Source organism: Pseudomonas sp. IT-P294 (assembly GCF_949767865.1).
In the GTDB taxonomy this organism is placed as follows: Bacteria; Pseudomonadota; Gammaproteobacteria; order Pseudomonadales; family Pseudomonadaceae; genus Aquipseudomonas.
In genome coordinates, this window is sequence record NZ_CATKQW010000033.1 from 635,607 (window position 1) to 651,085 (window position 15,479).

The following is a 15,479-nucleotide window of genomic DNA, read 5'->3' on the forward strand; positions in this document are numbered from 1 at the left end:
AGTGATGCTGTCCGTTTCTCTCGCTGCACGTCCGCCGGAGTCCTCTCTCTACCCGCTGCCGCAACTGGCGTCACATCGGGTGGCTGTGCAACTTCGCGTGCTCTCAATGGGGAGCCCGGCCAGTTCCAGAGCTGGCATGGAGATCGAAATTTGTGTTTCGCGCTGTGCCCGTTTCCGGGGATCGATCCGCGAAGATTCCTGACTGTTAAAGAGCGGTGGTGCCGCAGTGGCGGTGTGTCGCTGCGATGGGTGCAATTTAGAAAACTAAACAAAATCCGTCAACACTTATTTTAAGAAAACTTAACAACTTGGCGAGATGCCGTCTCTGAGAATTGAAAAAGATCAAGCCTTACGATTTAGAAAATGCTGGCGTATGCTCCGCAACAACTGGATATGCATACAGCATTTAGGAGGCGAAAATGGCGAAGGCAAAGAAGACAGAAAAGCCGGCAGTGCGGCATGAGGTAAGCGGAATTGAGCGTCTTGGCCTGCGCGTCTCATCGATGATCAACCACCCCGTAGCGCAGATTCAGCGCTGGGTGACGATCCATCGCCTGGACACGGATGGTGACCGTGAGTGGGAGGAGGTGATGGGGCTACTAAACGAGACGTCTGGCATAGACATGACGTTCAACGACGATGAGTCGGTGACGCTGAGGTGGGAGGCGAGCGCGGTGGAAGATCGGCCGGTCGAGGTGATGGAGCAAGTAGAGGAGCCGGCGCCTTTCTGAAAAAAAATTTCCAGTTCTTCGGCCAGCAAGAATCGAATGCTGGATATGCGTACATAGGTAGTGAAGCTTGAATAGAATTAACGGCCGCGGTGACGATAAATTGCTGTCCAGATCCTTCAGCAGAGGATATAACACGGGCATACGGGCGCACGCGCGGCTCCCGAATTAGACGCATGTCCGTGAAGCCAGGCAACCAGGCCAAGATCGGCCTAAGCTGTAAACTTATGGAGGAGCTCACATGCTGGAGATCGCTATGGCACACAACAATCGAGATGTTAAGCGTCCGAATGTGTCTTCGAAAGGCGGGCAAGCGCTTGCTGCAAACCGAAGAAGCTATTCTGCGCACGCCAAGCAGGTGAATAACGCCTTCCTGATCATTTTTGATCAGTATGAGCGCGCATTCGAAGAACTGGCGAAAGTTTGAAATGATTCAATCGACAACACAAATTAAATGGTTGAGTGACTCTGACATAGCTTCGCTAAACGAAAGCCTAATCGATGCGCAAACTCCTCTGGAGCCGGTGGGTGTCCTGAATTACTCAGGGCTCTCATCTGCTCAGCACAGGGCAATGCAGTATCAGAGCTATGCCTACGCAGACGATATATTTGTTTTGGGTGCGGTTTTCTCCGAAGCCCTAGTGCAAAACCATCCTTTTTTTAATGCCAACAAACGCACAGCTGCGGCTGCAGTAATGGTGTTTCTGTTGATAAATGGCGTTAGATTGACGGCACCATGGCAACAGGTTGTCGATATGTTCGAGGGCTTGGCCAAACATACCTATGATCTTGATGATTTTGGTTGCTGGTTAAAGCATTGGTGTGTGAAGTTTGATGTTGAGAGTATCGATGGTCTAGCTTCGGACGCGTACGATAATAATAATATTTTACAATCGAAATTTTTAAAGCTATAGACTTGGCTGGGGAGCCCGATGGACAGGGAGTTAGTTGAAAGCATTCATCAATATTTGGTTGATCATTTTGCCGGGTCTGAAGATCCGCTCGAACCTTCCGGAGTGAAGGATGGAAATTTATTAGAGTCAGCCTGCGCCAGGCCGTTCCAGACAGTAAACGGTAAAGATGCGTATTCTACTGAATACGAAAAGGGCGCTGTTATATTTCACGGCATAATATCGAACCACTGCTTTTATAATGGTAACAAACGTACCGGCTTGTTAAGTGCTCTGTATTATCTGGGTGAAAATAATATCTGGGTAGATAAGTGCAATGACGACGATATGTTTGAGTTTACCAGGCAAATCGCAGCTCATGAAATTTCTGAAAGTAGGCAGGATGAAGTTCCGGTTATTGTCGACTGGCTTCTGAGAAACTCCCGCAGGATCATGAAGTCTGATAAATATTTATCCTATAATGATCTTCGCGAAAAGGTTGGAAGATTCGGCTTCGAACTCATTGAACGATACGGCATGATTGACGTTGTTAAAGATGATGAGGTTGTTACCAGGATAATCAAGAAAGGTAAGCAAGGCAGAGAGGAGTACGATCCTGTATACCTTGCTGATTTAAGAAAGAGACTTCAGTTGACTGTAGAGTACGGCGTAGACTCGGGGCGTTTTTACGGGCAAAAAGGTGTTTCAGAAGAGCTTAATGAGTTTATGAAGTTTCGCGGCGATGTATTCCGGCGGCTAGCTTCAACTTGAAATAAGTTCAGGATGGGTTATGGATATCCATGTGCATAACCCTACTCAAGCCGTGTAAATGTTCCCAAATCAACACAAGAGTGGCTTTTCGCGCGATCAAAGCGTTTGCCTTGCTGTACGTGTCGTCAAGCGCCCCGCACAACCCTCCCCGCCTTCACCTCATACGCATAACTCGCCAGCTTGTCCTCGACAGCCTGATAGCTGATGGCGCTTTTGAGCAGCATTCCTGCTTCATCTTCAAGGCTTTCTTTCGCCAGTCGCTCGGCGATCAGCATTAGATCTACGCCGGAGCACTTGAGAAGGGCTGCGGCCTCTTTTAGGTCGTGCCGAAGTTGCTGGTTGGGCTTAATTAGGGACATGGGATTACACCAGCTGGGCGTTCCAAACGAGGAGAACGCGGGCCTGGATGTAAGTTTCGTCTGCCCTGATCGTTTGCGGCTGATGCCTGTCGTTATCAGAAATCATCTTGATCTGATCGTCGCCGATCCACTGCAGACGCTTGATGTACAGGTGCCCCTCCCAAGAGAACATGTAGATCCCATCTCCTGAGAACTCGCGAACGCTGACGTCGACCAAGAGCGGGTCACGGTGCTTGATCGTGGGCGCCATCGACTGGCCCCAGCCCGTCACCATCTTCAGGTGGAAATGCTCTTTGAACTCAACACCCATTTCGCGCAGGTGCTGGGGGCTGACGCGCACGTCCTGAAACATCTCGGGGTAATCGTGAGGGATCTGCCCGCCGCCCATCGCGGCCCGGACGTCGTAATGGGCAATCCACACTTCATCGCCTACAGCACCTGGGCGGTAATAGTCGAGATCGATCACACCACCGCCATCGTCGGCCTCAGCCGCCGCAAGCAAACGTTGACGCGCAGCTTCCGGTAGAGACTTCCCTTGTTTTGCGAGCATCTGCTTGACCATATCAGCGGCAGATGCGCCGGAATCCAATCGGCTTTCGGACGTGGAAACGCCTGGCGAGCCGGTGCCTTCCGATAGCCAGTCAGGCGAGCAATCAAGTGCGCGTGCCAGGGAAAGCAAGTTTTTACCCTTTGCACCGTTTGTTCCGCTCACCCAAAAGCTGACCGTGGCCTTTGACACGCCGGTCAGCTTGCTGATGTCTGTAGCGCTGAGGTTCAGCTCCCTCATGCGCGCGGTCACGCGATCTTTGAATTCCATATTTAGGATTCTAAACAATTCATTGTTTAGATAACTTGCCTTGTATTGTTAAGAACTCTAAACTCGGCGAAGACAATGGAGACAAGCCCATGACCTACGACGAAGCCCTGAAACACTTCCGCACCGGCCGCGCTATCGGGGACGCCCTTCGCGTGACTGGTAGCCGGGTATCGCAATGCCGTACAGCCGGCGGGTTTTCTTACCCAATGCAGTGCGTTCTGGAGAAGGAGTCAGGCGGCGCGCTGGTTGCTCGGCGTGAAGACGACCCGGCCCAAGCGCTCAACGACACGGCCGCCTAACTCGCTGAACAAATGATCGCTCAAGCCCTGCAAGGGCTCCACGGAAACAAATTTGAGGTTTTACGAATGGAAGATTTCTTGAGGGCTTGCCACACCACCGTCAAGGAAAGCGGGGCAGAGGAGCTGGCTGGGAAAATGTGCATGGCGCATGTGAGCCTGCTTCAGCGCTCGAACCCGGATAACGCCGCGCATCACCTGACCATTGAGCATCTGTTCGGGATTTTGCTGCACACCGGCGACATGCGCCCATTGATGACGCTGGCAGATCAGTTCGGTTTTGAGCTAACCGCGAAAGTCGCGCCGGCACCGAAAGCGTTGACGGCATCTCTCATCCATGTGGGCAAAGAGGTTGCCGATCTGACCATCGCCATCCACGAAGCGCTAGACGACAGCCATGTATCCAGCACTGAGAAATTCGAAATCCTCACGGAGATCACGCACGTGAGGGAAAGCCTCGCGGAGCTGGAAAGCTCAGTCAAAGCCGCCTGAATTCCAGGCACAAAAAAGCCGGGCTGCAACCCGGCTCTTTCAACAACTTGTAAAACACAGTGGGGCCATTATGAACACGATCGTCGCTCCAAGCAATACGGTCACCATGTCGAGCCGGGAGATCGCCGATCTCACCGGCAAGCAGCATCAGCACGTCATGCGCGACACGAAGCGCATGCTCGGCGACCTCGGTTTTGATGCGTCCACTTTTGGACGCATCTATCTCGATGGCCTGAATCGGCAGCAAACCGAGTACGTGCTCGGGCAGGACCTGGTCGTTACGTTGCTTTCCGGGTACAGCGCGCCGCTTCGATACCGTGTCGTGACACGTTTGCACGAACTCGAAAACGTGTCGCAGGTTGTCACAATCCCACAAACTCTTCCTGAAGCTCTGCGGTTCGCCGCCTTGCAAGCCGAAGAGAATCTCCAGCTTCAGCAGGTCATCGCCAAGCAGGCGCCGAAAGTCGAAGCGCTCCAGCGTTTGGCGAAATCTCACGGCGACGTCTGCATCACCACTGCCGCCCAGCTTCTCGGCATTCGCCCAACAAATCTATTCGCCTGGCTGAACCAGAATCGCTGGATTCATCGCCGTACCGCTCATTCGAGCTGGGTTGCGTATCAGCCTCGGCTGAACACCGGTTGGCTCAAGCACAAGCTGGTCAAGGTCGGCGGCGGGGAAGGGCAGGACATCAAGGTCGTCGAGCAAGTGATGGTGACCCGTTCGGGCATCGTCACGCTGGCTGAACAACTTCAAGGAATCACGCTGTGAGCGTTCAAGCAATGTCCTGGGCGCTCTCGCTGCCCGTCCAATCCCTCAAAGACTCGAGCGCGCGTCACGTGCTGCTGTGCTTGGCCAACTACGCCGGTTCGAACGGTGCAGGGGCGTTTCCGTCTGCTTCGACCCTGGCTCAAGACACCGGCCTTTCCGAGCGTACCGTTCGTTACAAGCTGGATGACCTGGAGAAGTCCGGTCTGATCCAGAAGGGCAACCAAGCCATTGCCGCCGTGCACATCGATCGCCATGACCGCCGTCCAGTAGTTTATGACCTTCAACTATTGCGGGGTGCAAATCCTGCACCCCGTACAAAACGGGGTGCAGATGACGCAACGGGGTGCAACTCACAACAGAACGGGGTGCAGCCTGGAACAGAACGGGGTGCAGAGGCTGCACCCAATACATCAATTAACCATCAAGGAACCGAACAGCAGCAGCGGCAGCCGATTGCCGATGTGATTGCTGAGCAGGATCAGGCAGCCATCGAAGCACTGGACGACCGCCAACGCTTCGCCATGTTCGCCTCCTGGACTCCGAACGAGAAGGCGCTGGCCGACCAACTTGCGATCGCCAGGCTGCCTGCCGAAGCCATCACCAGCCAGCTGCTCGAAACGTTCATGGGTTTCTACGTTGCCCGCCCAGCGTCAGTACAGAGCGCCGCTGGTTGGTGCTTCGAACTGGTCAAGTGGGCAAAACGAGATAAAACCAGAACCGCCGGCACTGCTTCGCAGGCGGACGAGTTCGACGACACCGACATCGAATGGATGACTGGGGGTGCCAAATGAAAACGGTTTCCACGGTAGCGGCTCAGGCCTTGACCAAAGTCCGTCACGGCGAATTCATCGACGCCACCACCGATGTTTCGGTGCAAGAACGGCAGGATCAGGCACGGGAAACAGGCAAGGTGATCAACCAGCTATTCCGCCAGATGCGTTCGATCCGCACGGCATGGCGTCAAGCCTGGCCGGACAAGAAGGCGTACATGGAATCGAAGGCCACCTGGCTGCAGGCCTTCATCGAGAACGGCATCTGCACCCAAGAGCAGATCGATATCGGCCTGATCCGTTGCCGCGCCGAGCCGTCCGACTTCATCCCGAGCGTTGGCAAATTCATTCAAGGCTGCGTGCCGACGCCGGAGATGCTCAACCCGCCATTGCCGAGCGTGGAGGTGGCTTACAAGCAGGCCCTTCGCAACTGTCACCCAACGATGCACGGAATTGCGAAGTGGTTTCACCCTGCCGTCTACCACGCGACCGCCGCCGCTGGGTTTAGCAGCCTGCCACTGCTCAGCCAGGAGCTTGGCCTGGTCAGTTTCGAGAAGCGGTATCTCGAACAGGTTCGCAAGGTCTGGATGGGTGAGCAGCTCGGGCAGGTTCCAGTAGCTGAGTTGGCCGGCCCCGCGCCAGAGCGCACACCAGAGGTGGGCAATCAGGCGTTGGCCGAACTCCGTGCGATGCGTGCGCGAGGTGCTGCCCGTGCCTAACTCCCGCCTTGCAACGACCAACCCTGCCGATTACCGCTTCGCCGTGCACTGCTGCGCGCACAAGTTGGACCTGACCGACAAGCCGGATCGCGCGGTGGCCTTGTTCGAACATCAGGTTCTCGCTTTCAAATTCGGCCAGACGATGTGGCCAGAACATTTCGAGGTGATCGACGTCATCACCGGGGAGCGGGTATGCGCGTGACCTCGAAGAAACTACGCGCCTCGGCCAATGGCCAGGACTGCACTGTCCGCGCGCCTGGCGCTTGCAACTTCGACCCAGCTACAACGGTGCTCGCTCACCTGCCATGCGGCCAAAAAGGCATGGGCATGAAGGGCTTCGACACTGTCGCCGTGTACGCGTGCAGCGCTTGCCATGACGTCATCGACGGCCGCGCCGTCGGCGACATCGATTGGCAGGACATGCCGCGGGCCATCGCCGAAACACACGAGGCCCTGATCCGGGCCGGAATACTTACCGTGAAGGGGGCTGCATGATCGACCCAATGACTTTGCTTGTCGTGATGATCCTCGCCTGCTGGGTGCTGCGCGAGTTGTGCGGTGTTATTGATCGCCGGCAGCGGAAAGCGCGGGGTGAGCGCCCATGAAGACGTTCACCCCGAAGCTATTCAAGCAGGCCGCCCCGCGCGCCAAGTCCGTCGACCGCGAAGGCCTTGAACAGGCTGCACTGATGGCCGAACTCCGTGCCTGCATGCCGGCCGTCGCTGATCTGATCTATCACGTTCCGAATGGCGGGCACCGGCACAAGGCCGTGGCAGCGAAACTGAAGCAGCAGGGTGTGGTGGCCGGTATTCCTGATCTGGTGCTGACCATGGCGCGCGGTGGCTACTTCGGTCTGTATATCGAGTTCAAGGCCACGCCGCCGAACGATGCCGCGATCTCGGCCAGCCAGCACGAACGCATTCGCAAACTGAACGACCAGGGCTATCTCGCCGTGGTCTGCCGTGGCCACTTCGACGCGATGGAGCAGATCCGCGCCTACCTGCGCATGGCTCCTACCGTGGCGGCCGCATGAGCGAGACGATGCTGACCACCTTCTCGGATGCCGAGATCCGGCGCCAGGCCGGCAACTTGGACGTTCGGGACATGCGTGATGCGCGGTACCCGGGCGTCTACTTCCGCTTTCACCAGAACCGGGACCGCGGCTCTTGGCACCTGGTGGTCGGCAAGAAGTGGGAGAAGATCGCCGGTTTCCCAGAGCTTCCGGCGAAGGGACTGATCAGCGCGCTGCCGAAGATTCGCGAGCGTCTGGCGATCGATCCGAAGGCCTCGGCCGCCGCCGGCACCTTGCAGACGGTCGGCCAGCTGCTGGACTGGTTCATGACCCGTCAATCGACGGAGCGGAGTCTGTCGGCGAAACGCCGGGCCACCAACACCTCAATCATCACGTGCCACCTCAAGCCTCGCCTCAGTGACCTGCTGGTGGACGAGGTTGATCGTTCTGCCCTAGACAAGTTGGTGATGTGGCCGATGCAGGCCGAGATGTCGCTGTCGTATGTTCGGTTGATGTGGGGTGTGCTGGTTGTCGCGTTCCGGCAGGCCGAGAAGCTGCGCCTGATCGCCAAGAACCCCATCGCCGGCTTCAAGTTTACCGACTTCACCAAGGCTCGAATTCTGCCCAAGCCATCACGTTTGCGTGCCGTGCAGCTGGAAGAGGTGATCGGTCAACTGGCCGAGGATTTCGACCAGCACCCGCAGGACTGCATGTTGGCTCTGATGATGCTCTGCCACGGCACTCGCGCTGGCGAGACACGGCAAGCCCGCTGGGCTCACCTGACCCTGGGTGAACAGGGCGAGTGGTTCATTCCCGCCGAGAACACCAAGACCCGTTGCGAGCATCACCTGCCTCTCACCCATCAAGTCTGCGCGCTGCTGGAGCGGTACCGGGTCTGGCAATCGGCCAAGGGCTACAAGGGCGCCTACATGTTCCCGGCGCGTAATCGTGGTCCGATCAGCGACAGCCAAGCCTGTGCCGTGTTCACCCGGCTGGGCAAAGGCGAGTGGACCAGCCATGACCTTCGCAAGGTGGCCCGCACCGGCTGGACGGACCTCGGTGTCGACTTCCTCATCGGCGAGATGCTGGTGAATCACACGCTGACCCGCAACGTGCAGACCTACATCCACACCTCGGCGGAGTTGCTCAAGCGCGAGGCGCTGAACAAGTGGCACGAATGGTTAGACGGGAAGGGCTTCAACCTGATTCACCGCTCGACCATGACTAGAAACGAAAATTCGCAGAATGCCGCCGAGGCCTTGAATGGCGCGGCCTCTAGCCAAATCACGAATCCATAAAAGGCGAGGTTTAAAAATGATGAAAAAGCAGCATGGCCCCGCCTTTGTGCGTTGCCTCATCCCGATGACTGAGTGTCCCTCCTGCCATGGCGCCGGCCTGATCCAGGGTGTCTTCCACCAACTCGAATGCATCGGCTGTCACTCGTCCGGGTTCGTCCATGCCGAGACGCTGGAGCCATTGCTGATGCATGACCTGGTAGTTCAGCTCGGCCTGATGGTTCGCCGGTCTCGCAACCAGTTGAGTAGCGCTCCGGCAATCGGTGGTGCCCACGAACAATACGAACAGAACAACCGCCGCGGCGCCGGCGGCTCGAACTTCACAGGGGATTGATCTATGGGCATCTATAAAGACGTGATGGGCACCCTGGTGCGCGTACTGGCCGCCGACAACATCGACAACAGCACCAAGCAGTCCTGGCAGAAGCTGATCGATGCCGACCTGCGGCAGGGTGGCACTGGTAGCTCGCTCTCGGTGCGCGACAAGTTTGACTATGACTGCTGCCTCTATGCGCTCCTGCATCGTCAGCTTGATCCGGCCCAGTGGGATGTTCTGGTCGCCAAGTACTCGACGCACAAAGCCAATAAGGTCGCCGCCATCGGCCGCCTGGTAGCCCGCATGGTTTCCCCGGCGCCGCAGTTGTTCATCTATAAGGCGCTCACCGCCTGGGCGATCCCCAAGCTGAAGGGCGTGCAGGTCGGCAAGCGCTCCACCGACATGATCGTATTGCCCGCCGAGTTCTACGACATGAACACCTGGGACCTGGCCGGCTCGCCGGAGCGCACTCGACGCAACTGGCGAGGAGGTATTCACAAGCGCCTAGAGCAGTTGGAGGAGGCGGCTGTGATCCATGCAACCGAGATATTCGATCTGGAAGAAATCTTCGTAAACGCTGCTTGACCGTGATGGCCAATTGGCCGTAAATTAACCCCATCATGTCGATCTTGCGCGTTATGAGAGGCGACACACAAAGCCCAGCCAACGAGCTGGGCTTTGTTTTGTAATGAGATAAGAAAGGATGCTATGAATCTTTGGTATTTATTTGGTGGGTTTTTTCTCCTCATTCTCGTGGCACCGCATTTGTTGAGAGCTGGCGAGGCGTTATCCCAAAGAGCTCAGAACGCTATTGCGTTTGCCTTATGTGTCCCGGTCTTACTGCTCATGGTTTGGGCTGTTTGGTTTTTGTTTGCCGGTCAAGTTGATCCTTCATTCAACAACGACTACAACAAGCGTTAACTTCACCAGCAACTACTCATTCAATAAGCCTCGCCATCGTGCGGGGCTTTTTCGTTTACGGCTCCACCACACCCATTGCTCCGAGCTGGGAGTGCTGCTGGAGCTGTACCTACTTTGCTCCCCGAGAGGGAGGACACCGGATGACGCTCATGCCCGAAAAGAACCCGGACACGTGGGCCGCTATCTGGGTGGCCCTGAGCAACCCACTTTGGCAGGGCGCAATTATGGCGATCCTCATCTCCTTCCTGCGTGTCCTGTATGACGCTAAAGAAACCAGCAAGCGCCGGATCTTCTTCGAGGCGTTGATCTGTGGTGGGTTGAGCTTGTCAGCCAGTAGCGTCATTGAGTGGATGGCCTGGCCATCGAGCCTGTCCGTGGCCGCCGGCGGGACCATTGGCTTCCTCGGCGTCACGGCCATTCGCGAGATGGTTACCCGCTTCCTGGGGCGCAAGGTGGATTCGCTATGAAGGCCTTTGCCGCTGCAGCAATTATCGCGCTCGTTGCCTGCCTGTTGCTGATCATCCAGCACAACCAGGTCATTGCCCTTGAAGGTCAGGTGACCATCGAGGCCAGGGGTAAGCAAGACGCCGTCGACGCCAACAAAGAAAGCCAAGCGACGATTACCACCCTTCGCGCCGAGGCCCAACGCAACGCCGACTACACCGCCGACCTGGCGAAGCGAATCAATGCCAGTGAGCAGAAAGCCAAGAAGGCGAGGAAAGACTTTGAAGATCTCAAACGAAACAGCAAGCCTGTTCGCGATTGGGCTGCTCAGCCTTTGCCTGACGGCCTGCGCGGGAAGCCCGCCGCCGCTGGTAACAAAGACAACAGCAGTAAGAGTCGAGCCCCCTGAGCTGATCCCGTGCGAGCGCATTGATGCCGAAGAGGCTGACCTACGCGACAACGGTGATGTGTGGGACCTCAAGGATCAGGCGGTCAAGCTGCTCGATACCTGCGCCGATCAGGTGGACGCCCAGATCAAGCGCAGTCAGACCAAGTAGGAGGTCGATGATGTCCTGCAGTGGATGCGCCGCCCGGCGCGAATGGATCAAGAAGTGGAAGGACATTGCATATGAGCGAGCCGCTCAGCTACTTGGAAAGCCTGCTGACCCAGGTGCTGACCGAGCAGAAGCAGCAGACAGCGATCCTCAACAGGATGGCCGAGCAGCAGTTGCTCCTGATTCAGGCGCTGGCAGACGAGAGTGACGAAGACCCCGATGCTTTGCCATCGACCTACATGGATGGCAGCCCATGCCGCTGAGGCCACAGAAGCCGTGCAACGCCCAGGGCTGCAACGTACTCACCCGCAACCCTCGCTACTGTGAAGCCCATGCGGATGTGGGCAAGCAGTTCGAGGTGAAGCAGCGAGAGAAGCAGCGCGATACCAGTAGCCAGCGTGGGTACAGCTACAAGTGGCAGCAGGCCCGCAAGTCCTACCTGGCCAAGCACCCGCTGTGTGCTGAGTGCGAACGCCAGGGCTTGGTGGTGGTTGCCACTGATCTGGACCACATCGTCCCGCACAAAGGTGACAAGGATGCGTTCTGGGTCCGGTCCAACTGGCAAGGCCTGTGTCGGCCATGCCACAGCCGCAAGACAGCGGCCGAGGACGGCGGATGGGGCAACGCGGTGCAGCAAAGCACGGATCATCCGGGCAAATGATCGAAATGAGAACGAATCGCACGGTTTTTCACCAAAAATGGTCGAAAATGACCGAAATGAGAGGAATTCGCGTTCAGGGGGTGGGGGAGGGTCGAAAGTCCAGGTTTTTTGGCTTCTAGACCGCGCCCTCAATCGTTTTCTTACACCCGCGAAATTAAAAATTCAGGAGTTGCGCGATGGGAGGCACCGCCACGGTCGCCGGCCGTGGTCGCAAACCCAAGCCAACGGCCAAGAAAGCACTGGCTGGAAACCCTGGCAAGCGTGCGCTGAACACCGCCGAGCCACAGTTTTCCAAGATCACCCAGATAGACCCGCCCGAGTGGTTCAGCCCTCGGGCCGCCACCATGTGGAACATGATTGTTCCGGAGCTGCTGCGCGAGAACGTCGTCGCGATCACCGACCTACATAACGTAGAAGCTTTCTGCAGCGCTTACGACAACTGGCGCATGGCGCAGGAATCAATCCAGGTGCACGGAATTGTCGTTACCGGTGCCACCGGCGGTCCGATGAAGAACCCGGCACTGACTGCCGCCAATGAAACAATGCGGCAAATGGTTACATTCGGGTCGATGCTCGGCCTTGATCCAGCCAGTCGCAGCCGCCTCATAGGCGGCAACAAGGAGAAAGAAACCAACGAATTCGCCAAACTACTGAGTAGCTGATGACCAAATCTACCCACCCCAACGTCGACAAGGCGACGGCGTGGGGTCGGTCATTGCTTCGCGGTAAGGTGCCGGCTTGTCGATACATCCACCAGGCGGTGCAGCGTCACTTCGACGACCTGGCAGCCAGCAGGAAGCGGGGCTTCAAATACAAGTTCGACGCGGTCAAGGCTGAAAAGAAGCTGAGGCTTATCCAGCTTCTGCCGCACACAAAAGGCGAGTGGGCATTCAAGCGTCAGTTGATCAGCCTTGAGCCTTGGCAGTTGTTCGGCCTTGCCGTCACGTTTGGTTGGGTCAAAAAGAAAGGCGGCCACCGCCGGTTCCGTGAAAGCTACTGGGAAGTGCCTCGAAAAAACGGCAAATCCGTTGTCGCGGGCGGCGTGGGCATCAGCATGTTTGTTGCCGACGGCGAGTTCGGCGCTGAAGTGTATGCAGGTGCGACCACCGAGAAGCAGGCGTGGGAAGTTTTCCGCCCAGCCAAGCTGATGGTGAGCAAGTCGCCCATGCTGATTCAGGCCGCGGGGATCGAGGTCAACGCTTCGAACATGAACATTCCGTCCGACTTCAGCCGCTTCGAACCACTGATTGGCAACCCAGGCGACGGTGCATCACCAAGCTGCGCGATCGTCGACGAATACCACGAACACCCAACGTCGGCTCAGTACGACACCATGCTCACCGGCATGGGCGCTCGCCGACAGCCGCTGATGTTTATCATCACCACCGCCGGCGCCGATATCGAAGGACCTTGCTACGACAAACGTCGGCAGGTCGTGGAGATGCTCGCCGGCACCGTGCCTGACGAAGAGTTGTTCGGCTGGATCTGGACCCTCGATGAGGGTGATGACTGGACCGATCCGAAGATGCTGGCCAAGGCCAACCCGAACCATGGGGTTTCGGTGTTCCAGGAGTACCTGGAGAGCCAGCAGGCGAGGGCGATTCGGTCGGCTCGCTTCGCGAATACGTTCAAAACGAAGCACCTCAACCTTTGGGTGAGCGCGAAGTCCGGCTTCTTCAACATGGAGGACTGGAAATCGTGCGAAGACACCACGCTCACGCTCGAGCAGTTCGAGGGGCAGGAGTGGATTGCGGGCTTCGACCTGGCGCGCAAACTGGACATGAACTCGCGGGCACGTCTGTTCTGGCGGGTCATCGATGGCAAGACCCACTACTACAGCGTGGCCCCGAAATTCTGGGTGCCGTATGACACCGCGTTCAACACCGATAACAAGCGCATGTCCGAACGATTCCAGGCCTGGGTGAACTCCAAGCATCTGGAGGTTACTGACGGCGCCGAGATCGATTACCGCGAAATCCTTGAGGACACCAAGGAGGCGAATCACCACGCGCCGCTGCGCGAGTCGCCAATTGACCCGCACGGCGCGACCGGCTTGAGTCATGACCTGGACGACGAGGGCTTCAATCCGATCACCATCACGCAGAACTACACGAACATGTCGGACCCGATGAAGGAACTCGAGGCGGCGATCACCGCCGGCCGATTCCATCACGACGGTAACCCCATCATGACCTGGTGCATCGCCAACGTGATCGGCAAAAACATGCCCGGCAACGACGACGTGGTGCGACCCATCAAGCAGGGTGATGACAACAAGATCGACGGCGCTGTCGCGCTGATCATGACGATAGGCCGCATCCTGGCTAACGCAGACGTGCAGGGCTCTGTCGACGACTTCCTCTCCAGACCGATGAGTATGTAATGGCAGACACCGACTACAGCATTGACCTGCGCACTCGCAGCCCCCTGTGGGCGCGCATGGCGAGCTTCTTTGTCGGCGGCCGACTGTCGACGCCGGAAAAGGGATCTCAGACCGGACCAGTGTCCGCATCCGGAGTGGTAGGGGATTCGGTCGTTAACGACGAACGCTCTCTGCAAATCGCTACGGTATTCGCCTGTGTGCGTTTGATCTCAAGCGTTACAGCCGGATTGCCATTGGACGTCTACGAAACGAAAGACGACAACCGTACCAAGGTGGGCATGGATAACCTCCTGGCACGCCTGCTGCGCTACTCCCCAAATCAGTACATGACCGCCGTGGAATTTCGCGAGGCCATGACAATGCAGCTCTGTTACTACGGTAATTCCTACGCTCACATCGAGCGCAACAGCGCCGGCGATGTCATCAGCCTGCTACCGCTCATGTCCGTGAACATGGACGTCAGGCTTGAAAACGACCGGGTGGTTTACCGGTACAAACGAGACACCGAGTACGCCGACTTCAAGCCGTCCGAAATCTTTCACCTCAAAGGGTTTGGATTCAATGGACTGGTCGGCCTTTCACCTATTGCTTTCGCCGCGAAGACCGCTGGCGTTGCGGTGGCGATGGAAGACCAGCAGCGAGAGTTTTATGCCAATGGTGCCAAGTCGCCCCAATTGCTGATGACCGGCGATGGAAAGGTGCTCAACAAGGAGCAGAGGGCGCAGCTCGAAGAGAACTTCAAGGAAATATCCGGCGGACCTGTTCGCAAGCGTTTGTGGATTTTGGAAGGTGGCTTTACCACCCAGGCGATCGGGGTAAGTCCGCAGGATGCGGAGACCATGTCAGCCCGAAAGTTCCAGGTCAGCGAACTGGCGCGATTCTTCGGAGTGCCGCCTCACATGGTCGGCGATGTTGAAAAGTCCACCAGTTGGGGCACCGGCATCGAGCAGCAAAATCTCGGATTTCTTCAATACACACTGTCGCCTTACCTGAATCGTTGGGAGTACGCGATCGAGCGCTGGCTGCTCAAGCCGAACCAAGTAGGTCGCCTGCATGCGGAGCACAATCTGGAAGGTCTGCTGCGTGGAGACTCCACCGCCCGAGCGAACTACCTGAAGACCAACGTCGACTCCGGACTGCTGACGGTCAACGAAGGCCGACGGCTTGATAACCGGCCGCCGCTTCCCGGCGGGGATGTTGCGACACGGCAATCGCAAAACGTACCGCTTACCCAACTTGGCCAAACGAACCCCGCACCAAGCGGGGTTTAGTTTTTCTGGAG

At 57.2% G+C, this 15,479-nt stretch carries 25 protein-coding genes; 23 read left to right on the forward strand and 2 right to left on the reverse strand.

The genetic code is table 11. From position 1 onward, the window contains the following. Nucleotides 1-419 precede the first annotated feature (419 nt). The 4 genes from ACM6I0_RS22055 to ACM6I0_RS22070 all read left to right on the forward strand — a co-directional run bounded on the left by ACM6I0_RS22055 (nucleotide 420) and on the right by ACM6I0_RS22070 (nucleotide 2,389). Nucleotides 420-731, forward strand: coding sequence for a DUF1654 domain-containing protein (locus tag ACM6I0_RS22055; protein WP_414923249.1), 312 nt, complete (start codon nucleotides 420-422; stop codon nucleotides 729-731). A gap of 238 nt (nucleotides 732-969) precedes the next feature. Continuing rightward, a complete protein-coding gene (locus ACM6I0_RS22060) occupies nucleotides 970-1,155 on the forward strand; it encodes a hypothetical protein (protein ID WP_414923250.1) in 186 nt (61 codons plus the stop codon). Between the two features lies 1 nt (nucleotide 1,156). Next, nucleotides 1,157-1,642 carry a type II toxin-antitoxin system death-on-curing family toxin gene (locus ACM6I0_RS22065; RefSeq protein ID WP_414923251.1) on the forward strand — a complete coding sequence of 162 codons (486 nt, stop codon included), beginning with the start codon at nucleotides 1,157-1,159 and terminating at the stop codon, nucleotides 1,640-1,642. 18 nt (nucleotides 1,643-1,660) lie between these two features. Next, on the forward strand, nucleotides 1,661-2,389 hold the full coding sequence (locus tag ACM6I0_RS22070; protein WP_414923252.1) for a type II toxin-antitoxin system death-on-curing family toxin: 729 nt from the start codon (nucleotides 1,661-1,663) through the stop codon (nucleotides 2,387-2,389). 125 nt (nucleotides 2,390-2,514) lie between these two features. On the opposite strand, the gene ACM6I0_RS22075 is transcribed toward ACM6I0_RS22070, so the two are convergent. Next, nucleotides 2,515-2,748, reverse strand: a complete 234-nt coding sequence (locus tag ACM6I0_RS22075; protein ID WP_414923253.1) for a hypothetical protein — start codon at nucleotides 2,746-2,748, stop codon at nucleotides 2,515-2,517. A 4-nt stretch (nucleotides 2,749-2,752) separates the two neighbouring features. Next, nucleotides 2,753-3,565, reverse strand: coding sequence for a S24 family peptidase (locus ACM6I0_RS22080; protein WP_414923254.1), 813 nt, complete (start codon nucleotides 3,563-3,565; stop codon nucleotides 2,753-2,755). A gap of 89 nt (nucleotides 3,566-3,654) precedes the next feature. Between ACM6I0_RS22080 and ACM6I0_RS22085 the strand changes: the two genes are divergently transcribed. From ACM6I0_RS22085 to ACM6I0_RS22175, 19 genes are all read left to right on the forward strand, one after another. Beyond that, complete coding sequence (locus ACM6I0_RS22085) at nucleotides 3,655-3,864, forward strand: hypothetical protein (RefSeq protein ID WP_030130831.1); 210 nt, start codon at nucleotides 3,655-3,657, stop codon at nucleotides 3,862-3,864. A 66-nt stretch (nucleotides 3,865-3,930) separates the two neighbouring features. Further along, nucleotides 3,931-4,353, forward strand: coding sequence for a phage regulatory CII family protein (locus ACM6I0_RS22090; protein ID WP_414923255.1), 423 nt, complete (start codon nucleotides 3,931-3,933; stop codon nucleotides 4,351-4,353). Nucleotides 4,354-4,423: 70 nt separating this feature from the next. Beyond that, nucleotides 4,424-5,122, forward strand: coding sequence for a phage antirepressor KilAC domain-containing protein (locus ACM6I0_RS22095; RefSeq protein WP_414923256.1), 699 nt, complete (start codon nucleotides 4,424-4,426; stop codon nucleotides 5,120-5,122). 11 nt (nucleotides 5,123-5,133) lie between these two features. After that, nucleotides 5,134-5,913 carry a helix-turn-helix domain-containing protein gene (locus tag ACM6I0_RS22100; protein WP_414923340.1) on the forward strand — a complete coding sequence of 260 codons (780 nt, stop codon included), beginning with the start codon at nucleotides 5,134-5,136 and terminating at the stop codon, nucleotides 5,911-5,913. Beyond that, the gene (locus tag ACM6I0_RS22105) at nucleotides 5,910-6,611 is read left to right on the forward strand and encodes a replication protein P (protein ID WP_414923257.1); all 702 of its coding nucleotides are present in this window, start codon (nucleotides 5,910-5,912) and stop codon (nucleotides 6,609-6,611) included. Before ACM6I0_RS22100 ends, ACM6I0_RS22105 begins: the two co-directional genes overlap by 4 nt. Beyond that, on the forward strand, nucleotides 6,604-6,813 hold the full coding sequence (locus tag ACM6I0_RS22110) for a hypothetical protein (RefSeq protein ID WP_414923258.1): 210 nt from the start codon (nucleotides 6,604-6,606) through the stop codon (nucleotides 6,811-6,813). Before ACM6I0_RS22105 ends, ACM6I0_RS22110 begins: the two co-directional genes overlap by 8 nt. Further along, nucleotides 6,804-7,106, forward strand: a complete 303-nt coding sequence (locus tag ACM6I0_RS22115) for a nuclease domain-containing protein (protein ID WP_414923259.1) — start codon at nucleotides 6,804-6,806, stop codon at nucleotides 7,104-7,106. Before ACM6I0_RS22110 ends, ACM6I0_RS22115 begins: the two co-directional genes overlap by 10 nt. 106 nt (nucleotides 7,107-7,212) lie before the next feature. After that, nucleotides 7,213-7,644 (forward strand): VRR-NUC domain-containing protein, encoded by a 432-nt coding sequence (locus tag ACM6I0_RS22120; protein ID WP_414923260.1) that lies wholly within the window; start codon nucleotides 7,213-7,215, stop codon nucleotides 7,642-7,644. Beyond that, nucleotides 7,641-8,921 carry a tyrosine-type recombinase/integrase gene (locus ACM6I0_RS22125; RefSeq protein ID WP_414923261.1) on the forward strand — a complete coding sequence of 427 codons (1,281 nt, stop codon included), beginning with the start codon at nucleotides 7,641-7,643 and terminating at the stop codon, nucleotides 8,919-8,921. The genes ACM6I0_RS22120 and ACM6I0_RS22125 overlap by 4 nt, the downstream gene beginning before the upstream one ends. A gap of 16 nt (nucleotides 8,922-8,937) precedes the next feature. Continuing rightward, the gene (locus ACM6I0_RS22130) at nucleotides 8,938-9,252 is read left to right on the forward strand and encodes a hypothetical protein (protein WP_414923262.1); all 315 of its coding nucleotides are present in this window, start codon (nucleotides 8,938-8,940) and stop codon (nucleotides 9,250-9,252) included. Between the two features lie 3 nt (nucleotides 9,253-9,255). Then, nucleotides 9,256-9,819, forward strand: coding sequence for a hypothetical protein (locus ACM6I0_RS22135; RefSeq protein ID WP_414923263.1), 564 nt, complete (start codon nucleotides 9,256-9,258; stop codon nucleotides 9,817-9,819). 476 nt (nucleotides 9,820-10,295) lie between these two features. Then, nucleotides 10,296-10,622, forward strand: coding sequence for a phage holin, lambda family (locus tag ACM6I0_RS22140; RefSeq protein WP_285435583.1), 327 nt, complete (start codon nucleotides 10,296-10,298; stop codon nucleotides 10,620-10,622). Then, on the forward strand, nucleotides 10,619-11,008 hold the full coding sequence (locus ACM6I0_RS22145) for a hypothetical protein (protein WP_414923264.1): 390 nt from the start codon (nucleotides 10,619-10,621) through the stop codon (nucleotides 11,006-11,008). The genes ACM6I0_RS22140 and ACM6I0_RS22145 overlap by 4 nt, the downstream gene beginning before the upstream one ends. Then, a complete protein-coding gene (locus tag ACM6I0_RS22150) occupies nucleotides 10,968-11,156 on the forward strand; it encodes a hypothetical protein (RefSeq protein WP_414923341.1) in 189 nt (62 codons plus the stop codon). The genes ACM6I0_RS22145 and ACM6I0_RS22150 overlap by 41 nt, the downstream gene beginning before the upstream one ends. A gap of 71 nt (nucleotides 11,157-11,227) precedes the next feature. Then, complete coding sequence (locus ACM6I0_RS22155; RefSeq protein ID WP_414923265.1) at nucleotides 11,228-11,416, forward strand: hypothetical protein; 189 nt, start codon at nucleotides 11,228-11,230, stop codon at nucleotides 11,414-11,416. After that, a complete protein-coding gene (locus ACM6I0_RS22160; protein ID WP_414923266.1) occupies nucleotides 11,407-11,814 on the forward strand; it encodes an HNH endonuclease in 408 nt (135 codons plus the stop codon). Before ACM6I0_RS22155 ends, ACM6I0_RS22160 begins: the two co-directional genes overlap by 10 nt. 176 nt (nucleotides 11,815-11,990) lie before the next feature. After that, nucleotides 11,991-12,476: a phage terminase small subunit P27 family gene (locus ACM6I0_RS22165; protein ID WP_414923267.1), complete on the forward strand. Its 486-nt coding sequence runs from the start codon at nucleotides 11,991-11,993 to the stop codon at nucleotides 12,474-12,476. Next, entirely contained in the window at nucleotides 12,476-14,197 is a 1,722-nt protein-coding gene (locus ACM6I0_RS22170; RefSeq protein ID WP_414923268.1) for a terminase large subunit, read from the forward strand. Before ACM6I0_RS22165 ends, ACM6I0_RS22170 begins: the two co-directional genes overlap by 1 nt. Continuing rightward, nucleotides 14,197-15,468, forward strand: coding sequence for a phage portal protein (locus ACM6I0_RS22175; protein WP_414923269.1), 1,272 nt, complete (start codon nucleotides 14,197-14,199; stop codon nucleotides 15,466-15,468). The genes ACM6I0_RS22170 and ACM6I0_RS22175 overlap by 1 nt, the downstream gene beginning before the upstream one ends. Nucleotides 15,469-15,479: the final 11 nt, after the last annotated feature.